This window comes from Methylobacterium sp. CB376, from assembly GCF_029714205.1.
In the GTDB taxonomy this organism is placed as follows: domain Bacteria; phylum Pseudomonadota; class Alphaproteobacteria; order Rhizobiales; family Beijerinckiaceae; genus Methylobacterium.
On the sequence record NZ_CP121648.1, the window covers coordinates 723,775 to 741,540 of the forward strand.

At 74.3% G+C, this 17,766-nt stretch carries 18 protein-coding genes; 10 read left to right on the forward strand and 8 right to left on the reverse strand.

The window, feature by feature from the left end:
- Positions 1 to 83: 83 nt before the first annotated feature.
- Entirely contained in the window at positions 84 to 494 is a 411-nt protein-coding gene (locus tag QA634_RS03140; RefSeq protein WP_012330598.1) for a DUF2000 family protein, read from the reverse strand.
- Here QA634_RS03140 and QA634_RS03145 point away from each other — a divergent pair.
- Together QA634_RS03145 and QA634_RS03150 are read left to right on the forward strand one after the other, a co-directional pair.
- A complete protein-coding gene (locus tag QA634_RS03145; protein ID WP_050777461.1) occupies positions 493 to 1,383 on the forward strand; it encodes an AraC family transcriptional regulator in 891 nt (296 codons plus the stop codon). The genes QA634_RS03140 and QA634_RS03145 overlap by 2 nt on opposite strands.
- 64 nt (positions 1,384 to 1,447) lie before the next feature.
- A complete protein-coding gene (locus tag QA634_RS03150; RefSeq protein ID WP_012330600.1) occupies positions 1,448 to 1,708 on the forward strand; it encodes a hypothetical protein in 261 nt (86 codons plus the stop codon).
- Between the two features lie 19 nt (positions 1,709 to 1,727).
- On the opposite strand, the gene QA634_RS03155 is transcribed toward QA634_RS03150, so the two are convergent.
- Positions 1,728 to 2,480 carry a sigma-70 family RNA polymerase sigma factor gene (locus QA634_RS03155; protein WP_012330601.1) on the reverse strand — a complete coding sequence of 251 codons (753 nt, stop codon included), beginning with the start codon at positions 2,478 to 2,480 and terminating at the stop codon, positions 1,728 to 1,730.
- Positions 2,481 to 2,806: 326 nt separating this feature from the next.
- Here QA634_RS03155 and QA634_RS03160 point away from each other — a divergent pair, with 326 nt between their 5' ends.
- Positions 2,807 to 3,223, forward strand: a complete 417-nt coding sequence (locus QA634_RS03160; RefSeq protein ID WP_012330602.1) for a hypothetical protein — start codon at positions 2,807 to 2,809, stop codon at positions 3,221 to 3,223.
- 38 nt (positions 3,224 to 3,261) lie between these two features.
- Here the strand turns inward: QA634_RS03160 and QA634_RS03165 are convergent, their stop codons facing one another.
- The 5 genes from QA634_RS03165 to QA634_RS03185 all read right to left on the reverse strand — a co-directional run bounded on the left by QA634_RS03165 (position 3,262) and on the right by QA634_RS03185 (position 8,159).
- Positions 3,262 to 3,927, reverse strand: coding sequence for a response regulator (locus QA634_RS03165; RefSeq protein ID WP_012330603.1), 666 nt, complete (start codon positions 3,925 to 3,927; stop codon positions 3,262 to 3,264).
- Between the two features lie 225 nt (positions 3,928 to 4,152).
- On the reverse strand, positions 4,153 to 4,800 hold the full coding sequence (locus tag QA634_RS03170; protein ID WP_012330604.1) for a DedA family protein: 648 nt from the start codon (positions 4,798 to 4,800) through the stop codon (positions 4,153 to 4,155).
- A gap of 61 nt (positions 4,801 to 4,861) precedes the next feature.
- A complete protein-coding gene (locus tag QA634_RS03175; RefSeq protein ID WP_012330605.1) occupies positions 4,862 to 5,362 on the reverse strand; it encodes a secondary thiamine-phosphate synthase enzyme YjbQ in 501 nt (166 codons plus the stop codon).
- Entirely contained in the window at positions 5,359 to 7,065 is a 1,707-nt protein-coding gene (locus QA634_RS03180) for a cisplatin damage response ATP-dependent DNA ligase (RefSeq protein ID WP_012330606.1), read from the reverse strand. The genes QA634_RS03175 and QA634_RS03180 overlap by 4 nt, the downstream gene beginning before the upstream one ends.
- Positions 7,062 to 8,159 (reverse strand): ligase-associated DNA damage response exonuclease, encoded by a 1,098-nt coding sequence (locus QA634_RS03185; protein ID WP_012330607.1) that lies wholly within the window; start codon positions 8,157 to 8,159, stop codon positions 7,062 to 7,064. The genes QA634_RS03180 and QA634_RS03185 overlap by 4 nt, the downstream gene beginning before the upstream one ends.
- Before the next feature lie 159 nt (positions 8,160 to 8,318).
- Between QA634_RS03185 and QA634_RS03190 the strand changes: the two genes are divergently transcribed.
- From QA634_RS03190 to QA634_RS03210, 5 genes are all read left to right on the forward strand, one after another.
- Complete coding sequence (locus QA634_RS03190) at positions 8,319 to 9,311, forward strand: class I SAM-dependent DNA methyltransferase (protein ID WP_012330608.1); 993 nt, start codon at positions 8,319 to 8,321, stop codon at positions 9,309 to 9,311.
- Positions 9,312 to 9,414: 103 nt separating this feature from the next.
- Positions 9,415 to 10,137 carry a UMP kinase gene (gene pyrH, locus QA634_RS03195; protein WP_012330609.1) on the forward strand — a complete coding sequence of 241 codons (723 nt, stop codon included), beginning with the start codon at positions 9,415 to 9,417 and terminating at the stop codon, positions 10,135 to 10,137.
- Between the two features lie 135 nt (positions 10,138 to 10,272).
- Positions 10,273 to 10,836 (forward strand): ribosome recycling factor, encoded by a 564-nt coding sequence (gene frr / locus QA634_RS03200; RefSeq protein ID WP_012330610.1) that lies wholly within the window; start codon positions 10,273 to 10,275, stop codon positions 10,834 to 10,836.
- Positions 10,837 to 10,909: 73 nt separating this feature from the next.
- On the forward strand, positions 10,910 to 11,713 hold the full coding sequence (locus QA634_RS03205) for an isoprenyl transferase (RefSeq protein ID WP_012330611.1): 804 nt from the start codon (positions 10,910 to 10,912) through the stop codon (positions 11,711 to 11,713).
- Positions 11,713 to 12,558, forward strand: coding sequence for a phosphatidate cytidylyltransferase (locus tag QA634_RS03210; RefSeq protein WP_012330612.1), 846 nt, complete (start codon positions 11,713 to 11,715; stop codon positions 12,556 to 12,558). The genes QA634_RS03205 and QA634_RS03210 overlap by 1 nt, the downstream gene beginning before the upstream one ends.
- Before the next feature lie 49 nt (positions 12,559 to 12,607).
- Here the strand turns inward: QA634_RS03210 and QA634_RS03215 are convergent, their stop codons facing one another.
- Positions 12,608 to 14,605 (reverse strand): methyl-accepting chemotaxis protein, encoded by a 1,998-nt coding sequence (locus QA634_RS03215; protein ID WP_012330613.1) that lies wholly within the window; start codon positions 14,603 to 14,605, stop codon positions 12,608 to 12,610.
- A 246-nt stretch (positions 14,606 to 14,851) separates the two neighbouring features.
- Here QA634_RS03215 and dxr point away from each other — a divergent pair, with 246 nt between their 5' ends.
- Together dxr and rseP are read left to right on the forward strand one after the other, a co-directional pair.
- The gene (gene dxr, locus QA634_RS03220) at positions 14,852 to 16,012 is read left to right on the forward strand and encodes a 1-deoxy-D-xylulose-5-phosphate reductoisomerase (RefSeq protein WP_012330614.1); all 1,161 of its coding nucleotides are present in this window, start codon (positions 14,852 to 14,854) and stop codon (positions 16,010 to 16,012) included.
- 363 nt (positions 16,013 to 16,375) lie between these two features.
- Positions 16,376 to 17,536 carry an RIP metalloprotease RseP gene (gene rseP / locus QA634_RS03225; protein WP_012330615.1) on the forward strand — a complete coding sequence of 387 codons (1,161 nt, stop codon included), beginning with the start codon at positions 16,376 to 16,378 and terminating at the stop codon, positions 17,534 to 17,536.
- The last annotated feature ends 230 nt before the right edge of the window (positions 17,537 to 17,766 follow it).

Here is a 17,766-nt window from a genome sequence, read left to right on the forward strand (position 1 = left end):
TCCGGGGGCGAGGGAGCCGCGACCGGAAGCGGGCCCGCGCCCCGCGAGGCGGGGACGGCGCCCGGGCGCGGGGCCGCGCCTCGTCAGGGATGCAGGACCATGTCCCTCATCACCTTGTCGACGGCCTTGCGGTCCGCGTGCAGGGCGAGGCCGACGAGGTCGAGATCCTCCGTCGCCACCCGCGCCACCGCGGCCCGGTTGTCGGCGTCGTTGCCGGTGGCGAAGAGGTCGCGCGTGTAGAGGCAGCAGGGCAGCTCCCGCTCGCGCGCCCGGGCCAGGGCCCGGGCCAGCGCCTCGCCCGATCCGGCGAAGATCAGGATCGGCTGGCGCACCAGCGGCCCGTAGACCCGGCCCGACCCGTCCCGGTAGGGTTCCCCGGGGAGGTCGGGATGGGCCCCGACCAGGCCCCCCGCGAGGAAGGCCGTGACGTTGAGCTTCTGCCAGGATGCGAGGTCATCCCGGACCGCGATGGCGATCTTGGTGTCGTAGCGCATGGACCCGGAGCTAGCGCCCGGTCGCGCCGACCGTCTTGAAGGATCGTGCGGGCTGCGCCGCCCGGACTGGATCCGCGTCGCGCCCGAGCAGGGCGGCATCCCGCGCATCGAGGCCTTCTTCACGGGTCACGCCTACGACCCGCACCGGCACGATTGCTACGCGCTCGGCCTCACCCTCCCGGGCGTGCAGCGCTTCGACTATCGCGGGGCGGAGCAGAACAGCCTCGCGGGCAACCTCATCGTGATCCACCCGGACGAGGTCCATAACGGCCGCGCGGGCGCCGCCTCCGGCTTCCGCTACCGCATGGCCTACCTGCCGCCGCACCGCCTGCGCGCGGCCCTCGACGGCCGCGCCGGCAGCCTGCCCTTCCTGCGCCGCGCCGTCCTCGACGACGGCCGGCTGCGGGCCGCCCTCGTGCCCCTGCTCGCCGACCTCGACCGCGGCCTCGAACCGCTCGAAGCCGACCAGGCGGTCGCGGACATCGCCGAGGCCCTCCTCGCCGGCGACCCCTCGGCCCGGCGGCGGCGCGAGCCGGCCGGCGCCGCGGCCGCCATCGAGCGCGCCCGCGCCTACCTGGACGAGGCGCATCGGGAGGGGGTGCGCGCGGAGGAGCTCGAGGCGCTGACCGGACTCGACCGCTTCACCCTGGCCCGCCAGTTCCGCCGCCGCTTCGGGACCAGCCCCTACCGCTACCTCACCCTGCGGCGGCTCGACGAGGCCCGCGCGCTGATCCGGGCGGGCGTCGGCCTCGCGGAGGCCGCGGCCGCGGCGGGCTTCTCCGACCAGAGCCACATAACGCGCCTCTTCGTCCGCGCCCACGGCCTCTCGCCGGGGCGCTGGCGCCGGATGCTGGCCACCGCGGAACGGTTCGGCGCGGCGGGCCGTTAGGGGGGCCCCGACCAGAAGCGGGCCCGGCCTCCGGGCCCGCCGGTCCCCGAGATGGAGATGGATCATGACGCGCGTCATCGCCACCGCCGCCGCCCTCGCCCTCCTCGCCACCGCCGCGTCGGCCCAGACCCGGGCGACCAACCCGCAGAACGAGCCGCCCGGCCAGAAGATGCACGAATCCGGCAGCGCCAAGGGCACGACCGGCGCCTCCGGCTACACGCCCGGCCACGAGATGAAGACGACCGGCAGCGTCAAGGGCACCTCCGGCGCCTCCGGCTACGCGCCCGGCCACGACCCGGCCTCCTCGCGCGGCACCGGCCGCTGAGCCGGGGCGGCACCCGCCCTCAGGGCGAGGCGCCGCCGAGCGCCGCCCCGCCCTCGAGCGCCTGGGCCAGGGCGGTGCGGGCGCGGCTGACCCGGCTCTTCACCGTGCCGACCTGGCACTGCATGATCCGGGCGGCGGATTCGTAGCTGAGCCCCTGCACCGCCACGAGCAGCAGGGCCTCGCGCTGCGGGGTCGGCAGCTGGCTCAGCCGCATCCAGACGTCCCGCAGCTCGATGCCGTCCTCCTGGTCGGGCAGCGCGACCATGCGGGCGGCCTGCTCGCCGTCCGCGTCCTCCACCTCGCGCCGGCGCTTGCGCGCCACAGTGTAGAACTGGTTGCGCAGGATCGTGAACAGCCACGCCTTCAGGTTGGTGCCGGGCGCGAAGCGGTCCTGGCTCTGCCAGGCCCGCAGCAGCGTCTCCTGCACGAGGTCGTCCGCCTGGACCACGTTCGCCGTCAGCGACACGGCGAAGCCCCGCAGGCAGGGCAGGGACGCCACGAGTTCGTCCCGGAAGGAAGAGGCCGGCCGCGCCGCCGCGAGGGCCGCGTCGAGCCGCGCCACCAGCGCCAGGAGCGGTTCCGGCTGAGCCTCGGCCAGGAGCGCCGCGTAGCAGGCCCGCAGGTGCCGGCCGAGATGGTCGCGCAGGAAGGGCGGGAGGTCGGGACGCCCGTCCAGGGAGCCGTCCGCCCGCAGCCGCAGGGACAGGGACGCGGCCGCGGCCGCGGCAGGTGGCTCGTCATCGGCGAGCGGGCCGAGAAGGTCGGGTCGCAAGCGGCTCTGCTCCGCGCATGGGTCGGCCAAGCTGATGCGCAGGAATGCCGCGCCGCCCCCGCCGTTCCCGGTTCGCCGGTGTTTCTTTGTCGGCCGGCCCGGCATAGGCGGATCAGGCCCGTCATGGACCGCCAGATCTGCCGAACTCAGCGGCGGGACGCGGTCCATCCCGCTCACGGGTGACCGCGCTGCCCCGGCGGACCTGGATACGACGCGGCCGGAGCGGGCGACGGGCCCTCGGCGGCCGGGCGCGGCGGGTCGGAGGAGGGGGTGGAACTTACCTCCCGCACACCCGTTCCTGGCCACCTCACACCTCGGAGGCCCTGATGCGTCTTGGACGATTCTTCCTCGCACTGATGCTGATCTGCGGGCTCGCCCCCGCCCTGCGGCCCGCCCCGGCCGCGGCCGAGACGGCGGCGGCGAGCGCGGCCGCACCCACCGCCTGGACCGGCTGGCACGGCGGCTGGCGCCACCACGGCTGGCACGGCCGCCACGTCGGCTGGCACCGGCACGGCTGGGGCCGGCCCTACGCCTACCGCACCGTCGGCTATTATCCGGCGCGCTACGGCTACCGGCACCATTACTGGCGGCACGGCCACTACGGCTGGCACCACCGGCCCTATTGGCGCCATTACGGCTGGCGCCACCGTCACTGGCGGCATTACGGCTGGCATCACCGGCCGCACTGGCGCCACTACGGCTGGCATCGCCACGGCTGGCGCCACGCCCGCTTCGGCTACTGAGCGGCGCCCCCGTCGGGCCGGGCCCGGCGGCCCGGCCCTCACGCGACGCCGGCCGGGGGCTTGAGCGTCGCGCCGATGCGCGAGGAGGCGATCACCGCCTGGGTGCGGCTCTCGACGCCGAGCTTCTGCAGGATCGCCGAGACGTGCGCCTTCACGGTCGCCTCCGAGACCGAGAGCTCGTAGGCGATCTGCTTGTTGAGCAGCCCCTCCGACAGCATCATCAGCACGCGCACCTGCTGCGGCGTGAGGGTCGCGAGGCGGCGCATCAGCTCGGCCGTCTCCTTGTCCTCGGAGGCCGAGAGGGCGATGTCGGGCGGCGCCCAGGTGCCCCCCGCCAGCACCTGCCGGACCGCCCCGCCGATCTCGTCGATGTCGAGGGATTTCGGGATGAAGCCGGCGGCGCCGAAATCGAGCGCCCGGCGGATCACCACCGGATCCTCGTTGGCCGAGACGATCACCACGGGGATCGCCGGGTGCTGCGCCCGCAGGTAGATGAGGCCGGAGAAGCCCTGGACCCCCGGCATGGTGAGGTCGAGGAGGATGAGATCCACCTCCGCCTCGCGCTCGAGGAGCGCCGTCAGCGCGTCGAGGCCGCTGGCCTCGACGATGCGGGCCTCCGGCAGGATGCCTCCGACCGCCCCGCGCAGGGCGCCCCGGAAGAGCGGATGGTCGTCGGCGACGACGATGGTGGTCTCGGAACTCAAGCGGTGCCTCCCGCCCACACGCCACGGAGCCTCGCACCCGGTGACCGGCGGCCCTCTTGAAACGGAACCTTAAGCCTTTGCGGCGCGCCGGACAATTTCGGCGGGCTGCGGAATCGCCGCTATCCCGCCCTCGACCGCGCGAAACGGCCGCCGGACCGGCACTCGTCCGGCGAAACCTGGTGGAATCGGAGCCTGCGCGCCTCAGTCAGCGCGGCGTCACGCGCCTCAGCGCGGCGTCACGGGGCCCGGGAGCGCCCGCTCGGCCTCCCGCAGCAGGCGCGCCTCGTTGCGCCGCACGGTCACGATCAGCCAAGCCAGGGTGATCACCGCGACGGCCAGGAAGGCGATCCCGAGGGGACCGCTCACCGCCTCGATGCGGGTGCCGAACAGGTAGGCGCCGCCGCCGAACACGGTCGCCCAGAGCAGGCCGCCCGTGGCGTTGGAGACGAGGAAGCGCGGCCAGGCCATGCGGTTCGCCCCGGCGAGCAGGGCCGCCAGCACCCGCAGCACCGCGACGAAGCGGCCGAAGAACACCACCTTCCCGCCGTGGCGCAGGAACAGGTACTGCCCGAGCTTGATCTTGTCCGGGGTGAGGCCGATGCGCGGGCCGTGGCGGATCAGCACCGGCTGGCCGAGGCGGCGCCCGATCCAGAAGCCCATCGAGTCGCCGACCACCGCCCCGCCGGCGGCCGAGGCGACGAGCCCCGGCAGGCTGAGATCGCCGGTGGCCCCCGCGTAGACCGCCGCGGTGACGAGGCAGGTCTCGCCCGGAAGCGGGAGCCCCAGGCTCTCCAGGCCGACGATCAGCGCCACGATCCACAGACCGTGCTGCGCGATCAGGCCGGACAGGTCTCCGAGCAGGGAATGCAGCATCCGGCAAGAACCGCGCCGCCCCGGGCGAGTTCCCGGGGGCCGCCCTCGCGCCGCCGGGCCGTCACGCCCCCAGGAGATGCAGCACGACCTCCCGCCGATGGTGCTGGTCCCGGTGCTCGATCAGGTAGACGCCCTGCCAGGTGCCGAGGGCGAGCTGCTGCTCGGCGACCGGGATCGCCAGGCAGCAATCGGTCAGCATCGTGCGGATGTGGCCGGGCATGTCGTCGGGGCCCTCGTCCCGGTGCAGGTAGAACATCCGCCCCTGCCCGCGCCCGGGCAGTTCCGCGTCGTACAGGGTGGCGCCCTGGCGCGGGGCGAGCCGGTCGAGGGCGGCCAGCAGGTCCGTGCGCACGTCCGGGTCGGCATTCTCCTGGATCGTGAGCGAGGCCGAGGTGTGGCGGCAGAACAGCGTGAGCAGGCCCTGGGCGATGCCGCTGTCGCGCACGAAGCCCGCCACCTCCTGGGTGATCTCCGTGAACCCCTGCCCGTTCGTGCTCACCGTGAGCCGGCCCGTCACCTGCCGCGTCACCGCGCCCCCGGCGATCGTCTCGATCCGCTTCATCGCGCCATCTCCCGTCCCGGCATCACCTCGCGCTCGCCCCGCTCCAGGATGCGCTCCAGCGTCTCGATCCGGTCGGCCTCGGCGGGCGGCTTGTCCCAGCGGATCCGGTTCACCCGGGGAAACCGCATGGCGACGCCCGACTTGTGCCGGGTCGAGCGCTGGAGCCCCTCGAAGGCGATCTCCAGCACCAAGCCCTGGCGCGGACCATACTCCACCTCGCGCACGGGCCCGAACCGCTTGACCGTGTGGTTGCGGACGTAGCGGTCGAGCTTGGCGAGCTCCTCGTCGGTGAAGCCGTGATAGGCCTTGCCGACCGGCACCAGCTCCTCGCCGCCCTCGGGGGAGTCCCGCCAGACCCCGAACGTGTAGTCCGAGTAGAAGGAGGAGCGCTTCCCGTGCCCGCGCTGGGCGTACATCATCACCGCGTCGACGAGGTAGGGTTCGCGCTTCCACTTCCACCACGGCCCCTTGGGCCGGCCCGGCACGTAGAGGCTGTCGCGGCGCTTGAGCATCACGCCCTCGATCGCGTCGGCATCCTCGCCGGCCCCCGCCTGGGCCGGGTCGGCCCGCGCCGCCGCCAGCGCCTCCCAATCGGCGAAGGGCACGAGCGGCGAGAGGTCGATGCGCCCGTGGTCGAGGCCGGCCACGAAGGCTTCGAGCCGGGCGCGGCGCGCCCCGAAGGGGAGCGGGCGCAGGTCCTCGCCGTCGAGCGCCAGCAGGTCGTAGGCCCGCACATGGGCGGGGAAGTCCTGGAGCAGCCGGCCCGTCACCGCCTTCCGGTTGAGGCGCTGCTGCAGCACGTTGAAGCTCTGCACCCGCCCCTCGCGCAGGATGAGGAGCTCTCCGTCGAGGGCGCCCTCGAAGCGGATCGCCTCGGCGAGGTCCGGGAAGGCGGCGGAGATGTCCTCGCCGGTGCGGGAATAGATGCGGGCGACCGCGGTCCCGGCGCGGTCGCGCCCGCCGACCAGCTGCACCCGGATGCCGTCCCACTTCCACTCGGCCGCGAAGGCGGCGGGGTCGAGCCTGGCGAAGTCGGTCTCCTCGTCGACCGGGTGCGAGAGCATCGGCGGCCGGAACGGGGCGGGATCGAGGCTCTCGGGCCGCTCGGCCCGGCCCTCGACCCAGGCGAAGAGGGGCAGGTAGGGGGGCTTGAGCCCGTGCCAGACCTCCTCGACCGCGTCCGGCTCGACGCCGCCGAGGCTCGCCACCGCGGTCTTGGCGAGGCGCGCCGAGACGCCGACCCGCAGCTCGCCCGTGATGAGCTTGATGAGCGCCCAGCGGCCGGTCTCGTCGAGGACGTCGAGCCAGGCGGCGATGCGGGCGGGCAGCTCGGCCTTGCCGATGGTGGCGAGCGCCTCGACCACCTCGCTCAGGCTCGGCACCTGCGGCGGCGGGGCGTTGTGGCCGATCCCGCCGGGCTCCGGCGCCGCGGGCGCGGGCCAGATCAGGGCGGTCGTCTCCGCGAGGTCGCCGACGTAGTGGTACGACATCCGGAACAGCACCGGGTCGACCCGCGCCTCGACGAGGCCGCGGATCAGGGTGGGCTTCGCCTCCCGGAAGGTCAGGGCGCCGGTCATGGCGGCGAGCGCGGTGCCGCGCTCGGGATCGGGCGCGCGGGAAAAGTAGTCCTGGAGCAGCCGCAGCTTCGCGGTGCGCCGGGGCTCGTAGGCGAGGCGGTCGAGGAGATGGGCGAAGTCGTTCACGCGGCGCCCCCCTGGGCGGGGCCCGCCCCGCCGCGGGCGGGCTGCGTCCCGCCCCGCGTGGGCTCCGCGTCGCCCGGGGCCGGTTCCGCCTCGCCCTCGTCGCCGTAGCCGAGCATGTGCAGGGGCCGGGCGGCGATGCCCCGCGTCGCGCACCAATGCACGAGCGCGTCCTCCTGGCCGTGGGTGACCCAGACCTCGCCCGCGCCGGTCTCCGCGATGGTCCGGCAGAGATCGTCCCAATCCGAGTGGTCGGAGATGACGAGGGGCAGTTCGACGCCCTTCTGGCGGGCCCGCGCGCGCACCCGCATCCAGCCCGACGCGAAGGCCGTGACCGGATCGGGGAACTTGCGCGACCAGAGATCCTGGATGGCGGAGGGCGGGCAGAGCACGACGGCGCCCCCGAGCTTCGGCCGGTCGGCGGCCGCGACCTTCGGGGTCTCGCCGAGGGGGATCCGCTCGCGCTTGTAGAGGTCGGTGAGCTTCTCCAGCGCCCCGTGCAGGTGGATCGGCGCGTCGTAGCCGGCGGCGCGCAGGAGCGCCATCACGCGCTGCGCCTTGCCGAGGCTGTAGGCGCCGACGATGTGGGTGCGCTCGGGGAAGAGCCGCACGGAATCGAGGAGCTTGCCCACCTCGTCGGCCGCGTCCGGGTGGCGGAAGACCGGCAGGCCGAAGGTCGCCTCGGTGATGAACACGTCGCAGGGGACGAGTTCGAAGGGCAGGCAGGTCGGGTCGGGGGCCCGCTTGTAGTCGCCCGAGACGACGATGCGGCGGGCGGCGGCCTCGATCACGATCTGGGCCGAGCCCAGCACGTGGCCGGCGGGCGCGAAGCGGACGGCGACGTCGCCGAGGCGGAGCACCTCCCCGAGCCGCGCCTCCTGGCGGGCGCCGCAGAAGTCCTCGCCGTAGCGCACCGCCATGATGCGCAGGGTCTCGGGCGTCGCGAGCACGCGGCCGTGGCCGGCGCGGGCGTGGTCGGAATGGCCGTGGGTGATGAGCGCCCGCGGCACCGGGCGGACCGGGTCGACGTGGAAGTCGCCGAGCGGGCAGTAGAGGCCCTCGCGGGTGAGGGTGAGGAGGTCGTCGCTTCTGGCCATGCTGGTCCGGGATCGGCGGGACACCGTATATAGGGGCGCTCCTCCCGGCGTCCGTGCCGCGCCCCCGCCCCCTGCCCTGCCGACCTGCCCTGCCGACCTGCCCTGCCGACCTGCCCTGCCGACCTGCCCTGCCGACCTGCCCTGCCGACCTGCCCTGCCATGACCGTGCCGCTCCGCTCCTCCGGCGACCTCCTCGCCGACCGCCGCTACGTCTGGGCCGAGGCGGCCCTCGCGGAGGGCGACGCGGCCGCCGCGGCCGACCTCGCCGAGCAGGTGCTGACCCTGGTGCCGGACTACGTGCCGGCCTGGCTGCTGCTCGGGCGCGCCCGCGAGGCGCAGGCGGGGGACGACCCGGCGGCGCGGGAGCGGGCGCGGCACGCCTTCGCGGCGGCCCTCGACCTCGACCCGGACGACGCGCTCGGCGCGCGGCTGCGCCTCGCCGAACTCGGCGCGCAGGCGGGCGAGGCCGCCCTGTCGCCCGCCTACGTGCGGGCGCTGTTCGACGGCTATGCGGGCCGCTTCGAGCGCCACCTCGTCGAGGGGCTCGGCTACCGCGCCCCGGCGATGCTCCGGGACGCGCTCCTGGCGACGGGCCACCCGCTTCCCTTCCGGCGCGCCCTCGACCTCGGCTGCGGCACCGGCCTCGCGGCCCGCGCCCTCGACGACCTCGTCGTCGCCATCGAGGGCGTCGACCTCTCGCCCGGCATGCTGGCCGAGGCGCGGCGCCTGGGGCGCTACGCGGCCCTGCACGAGGGCGACCTCACCGCCTTCCTGGCCGGCCAGCCCGCCGGAGGGGCCGACCTCGTCGTGGCGGCGGACGTCTTCGTGTATCTGCGCGCGCTGGGGCCGGCCTTCGCGGGCGTGGCGCGCGCCCTCGCCCCGGGCGGGCTCTTCGCCTTCACGCTGCAGGCCCATGCGGGCGAGGGTGCGGTGCTCGGCAGCGACGGGCGCTACGCCCACGGCGAGGCGCTGGTGCGCGCGGAGGCGGCCGCAGCGGGGCTCGCGATCCTGCGGCTGGAGGCGGCCTCGACCCGCCGCGAGCGCGGGGCCGAGGTGCCGGGCTGGCTCGCGGTGCTGGGGCGGGCGACCCACGGGCCGTCGGCCGCCGAGGCGGCGGGAGGGCCGGCCGGCAGCCCCGCCCTCGCGCCGTGAGGATGCCCCCGGGAGGCTCCCGCGGGGCGGGACGATCCCGCCTCGACGCACCAGCCCCCCCGGGGTAGAACCCGCCCGCGCCCGATTTCCCCTAGGAGGCCCCATGTCGGAGACGACGCCGTTTCGCCGCGTCCTCGTGAAACTCTCCGGCGAGGCCCTTCAGGCCCCGGACGGCTACTGGCTCCACCCGCCGACCCTCGCGGCCCTCGCCGAGGACATCGCCCAGACGCTGCAGGCCGGGATTCAGGTGGCGCTGGTGGTCGGGGGCGGCAACGTGATCCGCGGCGCACGGGTCTCGGCGGCGGGCTGGATCGACCGGGCCACCGGCGATTCCCTCGGCATGATCGCCACCGTGATGAACTCGCTGGCCCTGGAGACGGCGCTCAACGCCGCGGGCGTCACCGCCCGCACCATGTCGGCGGTGTCGATGCCGACCATCTGCGAGACCTACGCGCGCCAGCCCGCCCTGCACCACCTCGACAAGGGACAGGTCGTGGTCCTGGCGGGCGGCACCGGCAACCCCTACTTCACGACCGACACCGCCGCGGTGCTGCGCGCCGCCGAACTCAAGTGCGACGCGGTGCTGAAGGCGACCCAGGTCGACGGCGTCTACTCGGCCGATCCCAAGCAGGATCCCAGGGCCGTGCGCTACGACCGGCTCACCCACGACGAGGCCATCGCCCGCGACCTCAAGGTGATGGACACCGCCGCCTTCGCGCTCGCCCGCGAGAGCCGGCTCGCCCTCGTCGTCGGCTCCGTCCACGCGCCGAGTTCGGTGACGGCGATCCTGACCGGCCGGGCCCCCGCCACCCGCGTGGTGCCGTGACGCGGCGCGGCCCGGAAACGACCAGCGCCGGAGCCATTTGCGACAGGTCGGGTTTTGGTTCATTGAAGCCGGAACGAGGGGCGGGCGCCCGGGGCGCCGGCTCCGCGCGCAGGCTCCGTCTCGGGAAGAGCAGGAATGGCCACCCCCACCTTCGATCTCGCCGACATCAAGCGCCGCATGCAGGGCGCCGTGAACTCGCTCAAGCACGACCTCGGCTCGCTGCGGACGGGCCGGGCGAGCCCCACCCTGCTCGATCCGATCCAGGTCGAGGCCTACGGCGCGGCGATGCCGATGGCCCAGGTCGCGACGATCAGCGTGCCGGAGCCGCGCCTCCTCAGCGTCGCGGTCTGGGACCGCGGCATGGTGAGCGCGGTCGAGAAGGCGATCCGCGAATCCGATCTCGGCCTCAACCCGATGACCGAGGGCCAGACCATCCGGCTGCGCATCCCCGAGATGAACGAGCAGCGCCGCAAGGAGATGGTGAAGGTCGCGCACAAATACGCCGAGGAGGCCCGCGTCGCCGTCCGCCACGTGCGCCGCGACGGCCTCGACCTGCTCAAGAAGCTGGAGAAGGACGGCGCCATCAGCCAGGATGACGAGAAGCGCCAGGCCGATCAGGTGCAGAAGGTCACCGATCAGCACATCGCCGAGGTCGATCAGACCTTGGCCGCGAAGGAAAAGGAGATCATGCAGGTCTGATCGGGATCGGCAGGGATCTTCCACAACGGGTGCGCACGGGCCGGCAGGGCCCGTCCGACAGGTCGGGGCGGGGATGGCGGGCGACGGCAAGACGGCACTCCTCGCGGACGCGCAGACGAGCGCGGGCCAGTCGAACGGTGGCCAGTCGAACGGCGGCAAGGCGCGCGACATCCCGGCGCACGTCGCCATCATCATGGACGGCAACGGGCGCTGGGCCGCCCGCCGCGGCCTGCCGCGCGCGGAGGGCCACCGCCGCGGCGTCGAGGCGGTGCGGCGGGCCGTGCGCGCCGCGCTCGAATTCGGCATCGGCTACCTCACGGTCTACAGCTTCTCGTCCGAGAACTGGCGCCGGCCCGCGGCGGAGGTCGCCGACCTGATGGGGCTGCTCAAGCTGTTCGTGCGGCGCGACCTCGCCGACCTGCACGCGAACGGCGTGCGGGTGCGGATCATCGGCGCCCGCGAGGGCCTGCCCGCGGACATCGCCGCCCTGCTGCGCGAGGCCGAGGAGCGCACCGCCGCCAATACCCGGCTCACCCTGGTGGTCGCCTTCAACTATGGCGGGCGCCAGGAGATCGTCCGCGCGGTGCAGTCCCTTGCGCGGGCCGTGCAGGAGGGGCGGCTCGCCCCCGAGGCGATCGACCTCGACGCCGTGGCGGGCGCCCTCGACACGCGGGGGATCCCCGACCCCGACCTGGTGATCCGCACCTCGGGCGAGCAGCGGGTGTCGAACTTCCTCACGTGGCAGACCGCCTACTCGGAATTCGTGTTCCTGCCGGACCTGTGGCCGGATTTCGACCGCGCCGCCTTCGCGGCGGCGATCGACGCCTATCAGGGCCGCGAGCGCCGCTTCGGCGGGCTCTCCGCGCAGGCGGGCTGATGGCGCCCCCCGGCAAGGTCCCGGCCGGCCGCGCGGGCTGGCCGGCGAGCGAGCTCGGGCTGCGCGCCGTCTCGGGCGCCGTGCTGGGCCTCGCGGTGCTGGCCGCCACGCTCACCGGCGGCTGGCTCTTCGCCCTGGTCTGGCTCGCGGCCGGGCTCGCCATCGTGGGCGAGTGGCTCGCCATCACGGGAACGCGGCCCTACCGGCCCCTGCTCGGCCTCGCCGGGCTGGTGCTGGCCGGGCTCGTCGCCGGGGCGCGGCTCGGGGCGCCCGCGCCCTGGCTCGCCGCCGGCGCCGGGGCGGGCGCCGCGCTGCTCGCGCTCCTGGCCCGGCCGCCTGCCGGCCGGCTCTGGGCCCCCTTGAGCCTCGCCTGCGCGGGCGTCGTCGCCCTCGTGCCCGTGCTGCTGCGCGACGATCCCCGCATCGGGCTCGCCGGGCCGCTCTGGCTGTTCGGCACGGTCTGGACCACCGACATCGCCGCCTACTTCACCGGCCGGGCGCTGGGCGGCCCCAAGCTCTGGCCGGCGGTGAGCCCGAAGAAGACCTGGTCGGGCTTCTGCGGGGGACTCCTCGGCGCCACCCTGGTGGGCGGCGCCATCGCGGCGAACGCCGCCCATCTGGGCGGGGCGGCGAGCCTGCCCGCGGCCTCCGCCCTGCTCCTCTCGGCGCTGGGCTCGGTGCTGAGCCAGGGCGGCGACCTCGCCGAATCCGCCCTCAAGCGGGCCTACGGCGCCAAGGATTCCGGCCGCCTGATCCCGGGCCACGGCGGCGTCATGGACCGGCTCGACGGGTTCTTCGCCGTGGCGCTGCTCGCCGGGCTGATCCTGGCCCTGCAGGCCGGGTGAGGGCCCGCAGGGCCGGCGGCTGCGCCGGCGGCGGCTACGCCGGCGGCGGCTACGCCGCCTGGATGGCGTCGAGGAAGTCGTCGACCTCCCGCTTCACCGTCAGGGATTGCGAGGCGAGTTCGGCCGCCGCCGCGAGAACCTGCGAGGCCGCGCCGCCCGTCTCGCTCGCCGCGCTGAGCACCCGGGTCGCGCTGGCGGAGACGTCCTGCGTGCCCCGGGCCGCCTCGCCGGCATTGCGCGAGATCTCGTTCGTGGCGGCGGTCTGCTCCACCACGGTCGAGGCGATGGTGCCGGTGATCTCGTTGATCGACGCGATGGTGGCGCCGATCTGCCGGATCGCCGCGGCGGCCTGCTGCGTGGCCGCCTGGATCGCCGCGATCTGCCCGCCGATCTCGTCGGTCGCCCGGGCGGTCTGACCGGCGAGCTCCTTGACCTCGGCGGCGACGACCGCGAAGCCGCGCCCCGCCTCCCCGGCCCGGGCGGCCTCGATGGTCGCGTTCAGGGCCAGCAGGTTGGTCTGGCTGGCGATCGAGGAGATCATCGCCACGGCCGCGCCGATGCGCTCGGCCGCCTCGCTCAGGGAGGCCATGCTGGCGTTGGTCGCCTCGGCCTCCCGCGTCGCCAGGGTGGCGACCTCGCTGGAGCGCAGCACCTGCCGCTCGACCTCCTGGAGCGAGGCCACCATCTCCTCGGCGGCGGTCGCGACCATGCGGACATTCGCGGCGGTCTGCTCGGCGGCGGTGCTCGACGCGGCGGCCTGCTGGTTCGTCCCGTCGGCGACCCGCGTCATCCCGCGGGCGGTGGCGTCGAGCTCGGTCGCGGCCGAGGTCACGATCTCGAGCGCCCCCGCGATGCGCTGCTGGAAGCCGCGTACGAGTGCGTCGACCCGGTCGGCCCGCCGCTGGCGGGCGGATTGCGCCTCGGCCTGGGCCGCCTCAAGGGCGATGCGGTCAAGGGCGTTGCGGCGGAAGACCTCGACGGCCGCGGCCATGCGGCCCATCTCGTCGGACGTCCCCTGAGCCGGCACCTCGACACCCATGTCGCCCTCCGCGAGGCGCCGCATCGTCTCGGTCATCCCGATGATCGGCCGGACGATGCTGCGCGCGATCAGGACGGCGAGCGCGGCGCCGAGGACGAGGACCAGCCCGACCAGGACGAGCTGGGTCAGGCGCGCGGCCTCCACGGCGGCGGCGGCCTCGGCCCGCGACGTGGTGACGACCTCCTGGAGCTTGCCCTGGACGTGGCTCGCGTCCTCGGAGATCGCGGCGACCGCCGGCTTGATGCCGGATTCGTAGGCCGTCCGGGCCTCGGCCATGGCGGCGAAGGTGGAGCCGAACGCCGCCGCGTAGGCGGCGAGCGCGCCCTCGACGGCGCGGATCGCCGCCGCGGAGACGCTCTTGGAGTCGGTGCGCCGAAGCAGTTCGAGCGCGTCCCGCGTCTTGCCGGCATGGGTCCGGAAGGTGATCGCCCCGTTCGGATCCAGGGTGGCGAGGAAGCGCCAGTTCGCGACCTGCGTCAGGAGCACGGCCGCCTCGACCGCGCCCACCTGCGCGACCTGCGCGGCGCTGTCCCGCTCCCAGATCTCCGCCGTCAGCACGCCGGTGAGCCGCGTCAGCTCGTCGCCTCCCTTGAGGAGCCTGTCCTTCTCGCGCAGGATCGTCCGGCCGGCCTCGGCGAGGCGGTCGATCTGCGTCCTCAGTTGCCGGGCGTTCCCGTTGATCCGCAGGTAGATCTGCCGCCGCTCGGCGGTGAGCGCCTGGTCGACCATCCGCAGGCTCAGTTCCTCGAGGGCACCGCGGCTCTCCTCCATCCGGGTGATCATCTCGGGCGACCAGGTCGCCCGGTAGACCTCGGATTGCTCGGTGAGGCGGGCCGCCAGCGCGGTGGCGTTCGAAGCCCGGCGGGTCCGCGCCTCGAGCCCCTCGCGCGTTTCGTAACTGTCGATGGTGAGGCGCTGCTGCCGCGCGGAGAACACACCCAGTGCGGCCGTGAGCAGCACCAGGAAGCCGAAGCCCGCGTAGAGTCGCCACCGAATTCCCAGCCTCATAACCTCTTCACCTCGCCGTTTTTCCGCAAGGTCATGAAGGTCCGGTTCGGTTAACAAAACGCTCTCTACAGCGTGGCCCGGATCGAAATCTTGATCACGCGCCACCATGCGGGTGCCGGGCGTCGGCTCCCGGCGGACGGGCGCCGCGCCCCGGGCGCGGGCGCACGGGCGGGTGCGAAACCGGACGGATTGCCGATCGGCCCTCCGCTTCGATATGGCTTCCGGGACCAGTGAGGATCTCAGACCTTGACGCGCACCGTCACCGTGCTCGGGGCGACCGGCTCCATCGGGCGCTCCACCGCCGACCTCCTCGACCAGCACCGCGACCGCTTCCGGGTCGCCGCGGTGGCGGGGGGCAGGGACGCCGCCTCCCTGGCCCGCGTCGCCCGCGCGCTCGGGGCCGAGTTCGCGGCCCTCGCCGATCCGGAGGGCGGGCCGGCCCTGCGGGACGCCCTCGGGGGCAGCGGCATCGCCTGCGGGGCCGGGCCGGAGGCGGTGGTCGAGGCGGCGAGCCGCGAGGCCGACCTCGTCGTGGCGGCGGTGAGCGGCGCGGCGGGGCTCGGCCCGACCCACGCGGCGATCCGGCTCGGGCGCACCGTCGCCCTCGCCAACAAGGAGAGCCTCGTCTGCGCGGGCGACGCCTTCATGCGCGACGCGCGGCGCTACGGGGCCCGCATCCTGCCGATGGATTCCGAGCACAACGCCCTCGCCCAGGCGATCGGCGAGGGCAAGGTCGAGGACATCACCCGGATGACCATCACGGCCTCGGGCGGGCCCTTCCGCACGGCCCCGCGCGAGACCATCGCGGCGGCGAGCGCCGCCCAGGCCGCCGCCCACCCGACCTGGTCGATGGGCATGAAGATCAACATCGATTCCGCCACCCTGATGAACAAGGGCCTCGAACTCGTCGAGGCGCACCACCTCTTCGCCATCGAGGCCGAGCGGCTCGACGTCGTGGTCCACCCCCAATCCATCGTCCACGGCCTGGTGACGTGGCGGGACGGGGCGGTGACGGCCGGGCTCGCGATGCCGGACATGCGGGTGCCGATCGCCCATTGCCTCGGCATCGGCGAGCGCCTGACCGTCGCGCGGGGGCGCCCCGTCGACCTCGCCGCCACCGGCAGCCTCACCTTCGAGCGACCGGACGAGGAGCGCTTCCCCTGCCTGCGCATCGCGAAGGCCGCGCTCGCCACGGGCGGCGCGCAGCCGACGGTGATGAACGCCGCCAACGAGATCGCGGTCGCGGCGTTCATCGCCGGGCGCATCGGCTTCTACGACATCGCCGCCCTCGTCGAGCGGGCCTGCGCGGCCTTCGCGGCCCGCTTCCCCGCCGCCCCGGCCGACGTCGGGGAGGCGCTCGCCATGGACGACGAGGTGCGGCGCTGGAGCGCGCAGGCCCTCGGCTGACCGGCACCGCGCCATCCGGCCGAGAATCCCGCTCCCGCATCGTGCCCGGCGCCGAAATCGCCGCCGAAGTCGCCGCCGAAGCGGCCGCGCCTCAGGCGCACGGTGGCGTGCCGCCCGAGCGCGCCGTTAACCGCGGCCGGAGCCGGGCGGGGGCGGCGCATCCGCGCCCTGTCCTCGGCGCACGGGAAGCGGTATGACAGGCGGATGCGCGCCCGGGCCCTCGGCCCCGGACGCCCGGGGCGGAAGCCGGTCGCGGCCGGACCGCGCCCCGGGTCTTGATTTTGCCGCACGTCCCGACGGACCGGCCCCCGGCTTGGTCGGGACGTGCACTGAGAGGAACCGGCGGATGCCGGGCGGGCCGACATGACCTTTCTCAACGCCCTGACGGAGACGACCGGCAGCCTCCTCTACATCGTGCCGTCGTTCCTGTTCGTGCTGACCGTGGTGGTGTTCATCCACGAACTCGGCCACTTCCTGGTCGGCCGCTGGTGCGGCGTCGGGGTGACGAGCTTCTCGATCGGCTTCGGGCCGGAGATCGCCGGCTTCACCGACCGGCGGGGCACGCGCTGGAAGCTCTCGGCGATCCCGCTCGGCGGCTACGTCAAGTTCGTGGGCGACCAGAACGGCGCCAGCGTGCCCGACCCCGACAGCCTCGCGCGGATGAGCGCGGACGAGCGCGCGATCAGCTTCCACACCCAGCCGGTCTGGAAGCGCATCGCCATCGTGGCGGCCGGTCCGGCGGCGAATTTCCTGCTCGCCGTGCTGGTCTTCGCCGGCTCGATCTACGCCCTCGGGCGCATGGAGGTGACGCCGCTCGTCTCCGGGATCCAGCCCGGCAGCGCCGCCGCGCGGGCCGGCTTCCAGGTCGGCGACGTCGTCCAGGCGATCAACGGCCGGCCGGTGACGCACTTCGCCGACATGCAGCGGATCGTCTCGGGCAGCGGCGGCGAGACGCTCCGCGTCACGGTCGAGCGCGGGGGCGTGCGCACCACCCTGGAGGCCGTGCCCGACACCGTGCAGGAGAAGACGCCCTTCGGCACCCACCGCCTCGGGCGGCTCGGGATCCAGGGCCCGCGCGACGCCGCCGACGTCAAGCTCGCCCGCTACGGCCTGGTGGATTCCCTCAGGATCGGCGTCTCCGAGACCTACTACGTGGTCGAGCGCACCTTCGACTACATGGGCAAGCTGATCACCGGGCGCGAATCGGCCGACCAGCTCTCCGGCCCGATGGGCATCGCCCGGGTCTCGGGCCAGGCCGCCAAGGCCGGGGGCCTCTCGGCGGTGATCGGCCTCATCGCGGTCCTGTCGGTCTCGATCGGGCTCATCAACCTGTTCCCGGTCCCGCTTCTCGATGGCGGCCACCTGATGTTCTACGCCGTCGAGGTCCTGCGCGGCCGCCCCCTGAGCGAGCGTGCCCAGGAAATCGGCTTCCGCATCGGCCTCGCCCTCGTGCTCATGCTCATGCTGTTCGCCACCTGGAACGATATCGTGCAGATCGGCACCTCCTGGACCCGCGGAACCTGAGGCCCGCGCCGGGAGAAGCTGGCAATTCGAGCGATCGCGTTCAGCCTTTCCGCACAGGTCCCGACATAAATTCGTCGGGATCATGGGCGCTCATCTGCGCGAATCCCGATCTGGGCCGGCGCGCGACGGCGGTGCTTCAGGGCTTGCTGACTCTGCCGCGCGAAAGCCGGCGGGGATCCCGTGACAGGAAGGCCACGTCCCCCCAAAATCCCGGTCCGATGCGAGCTTGG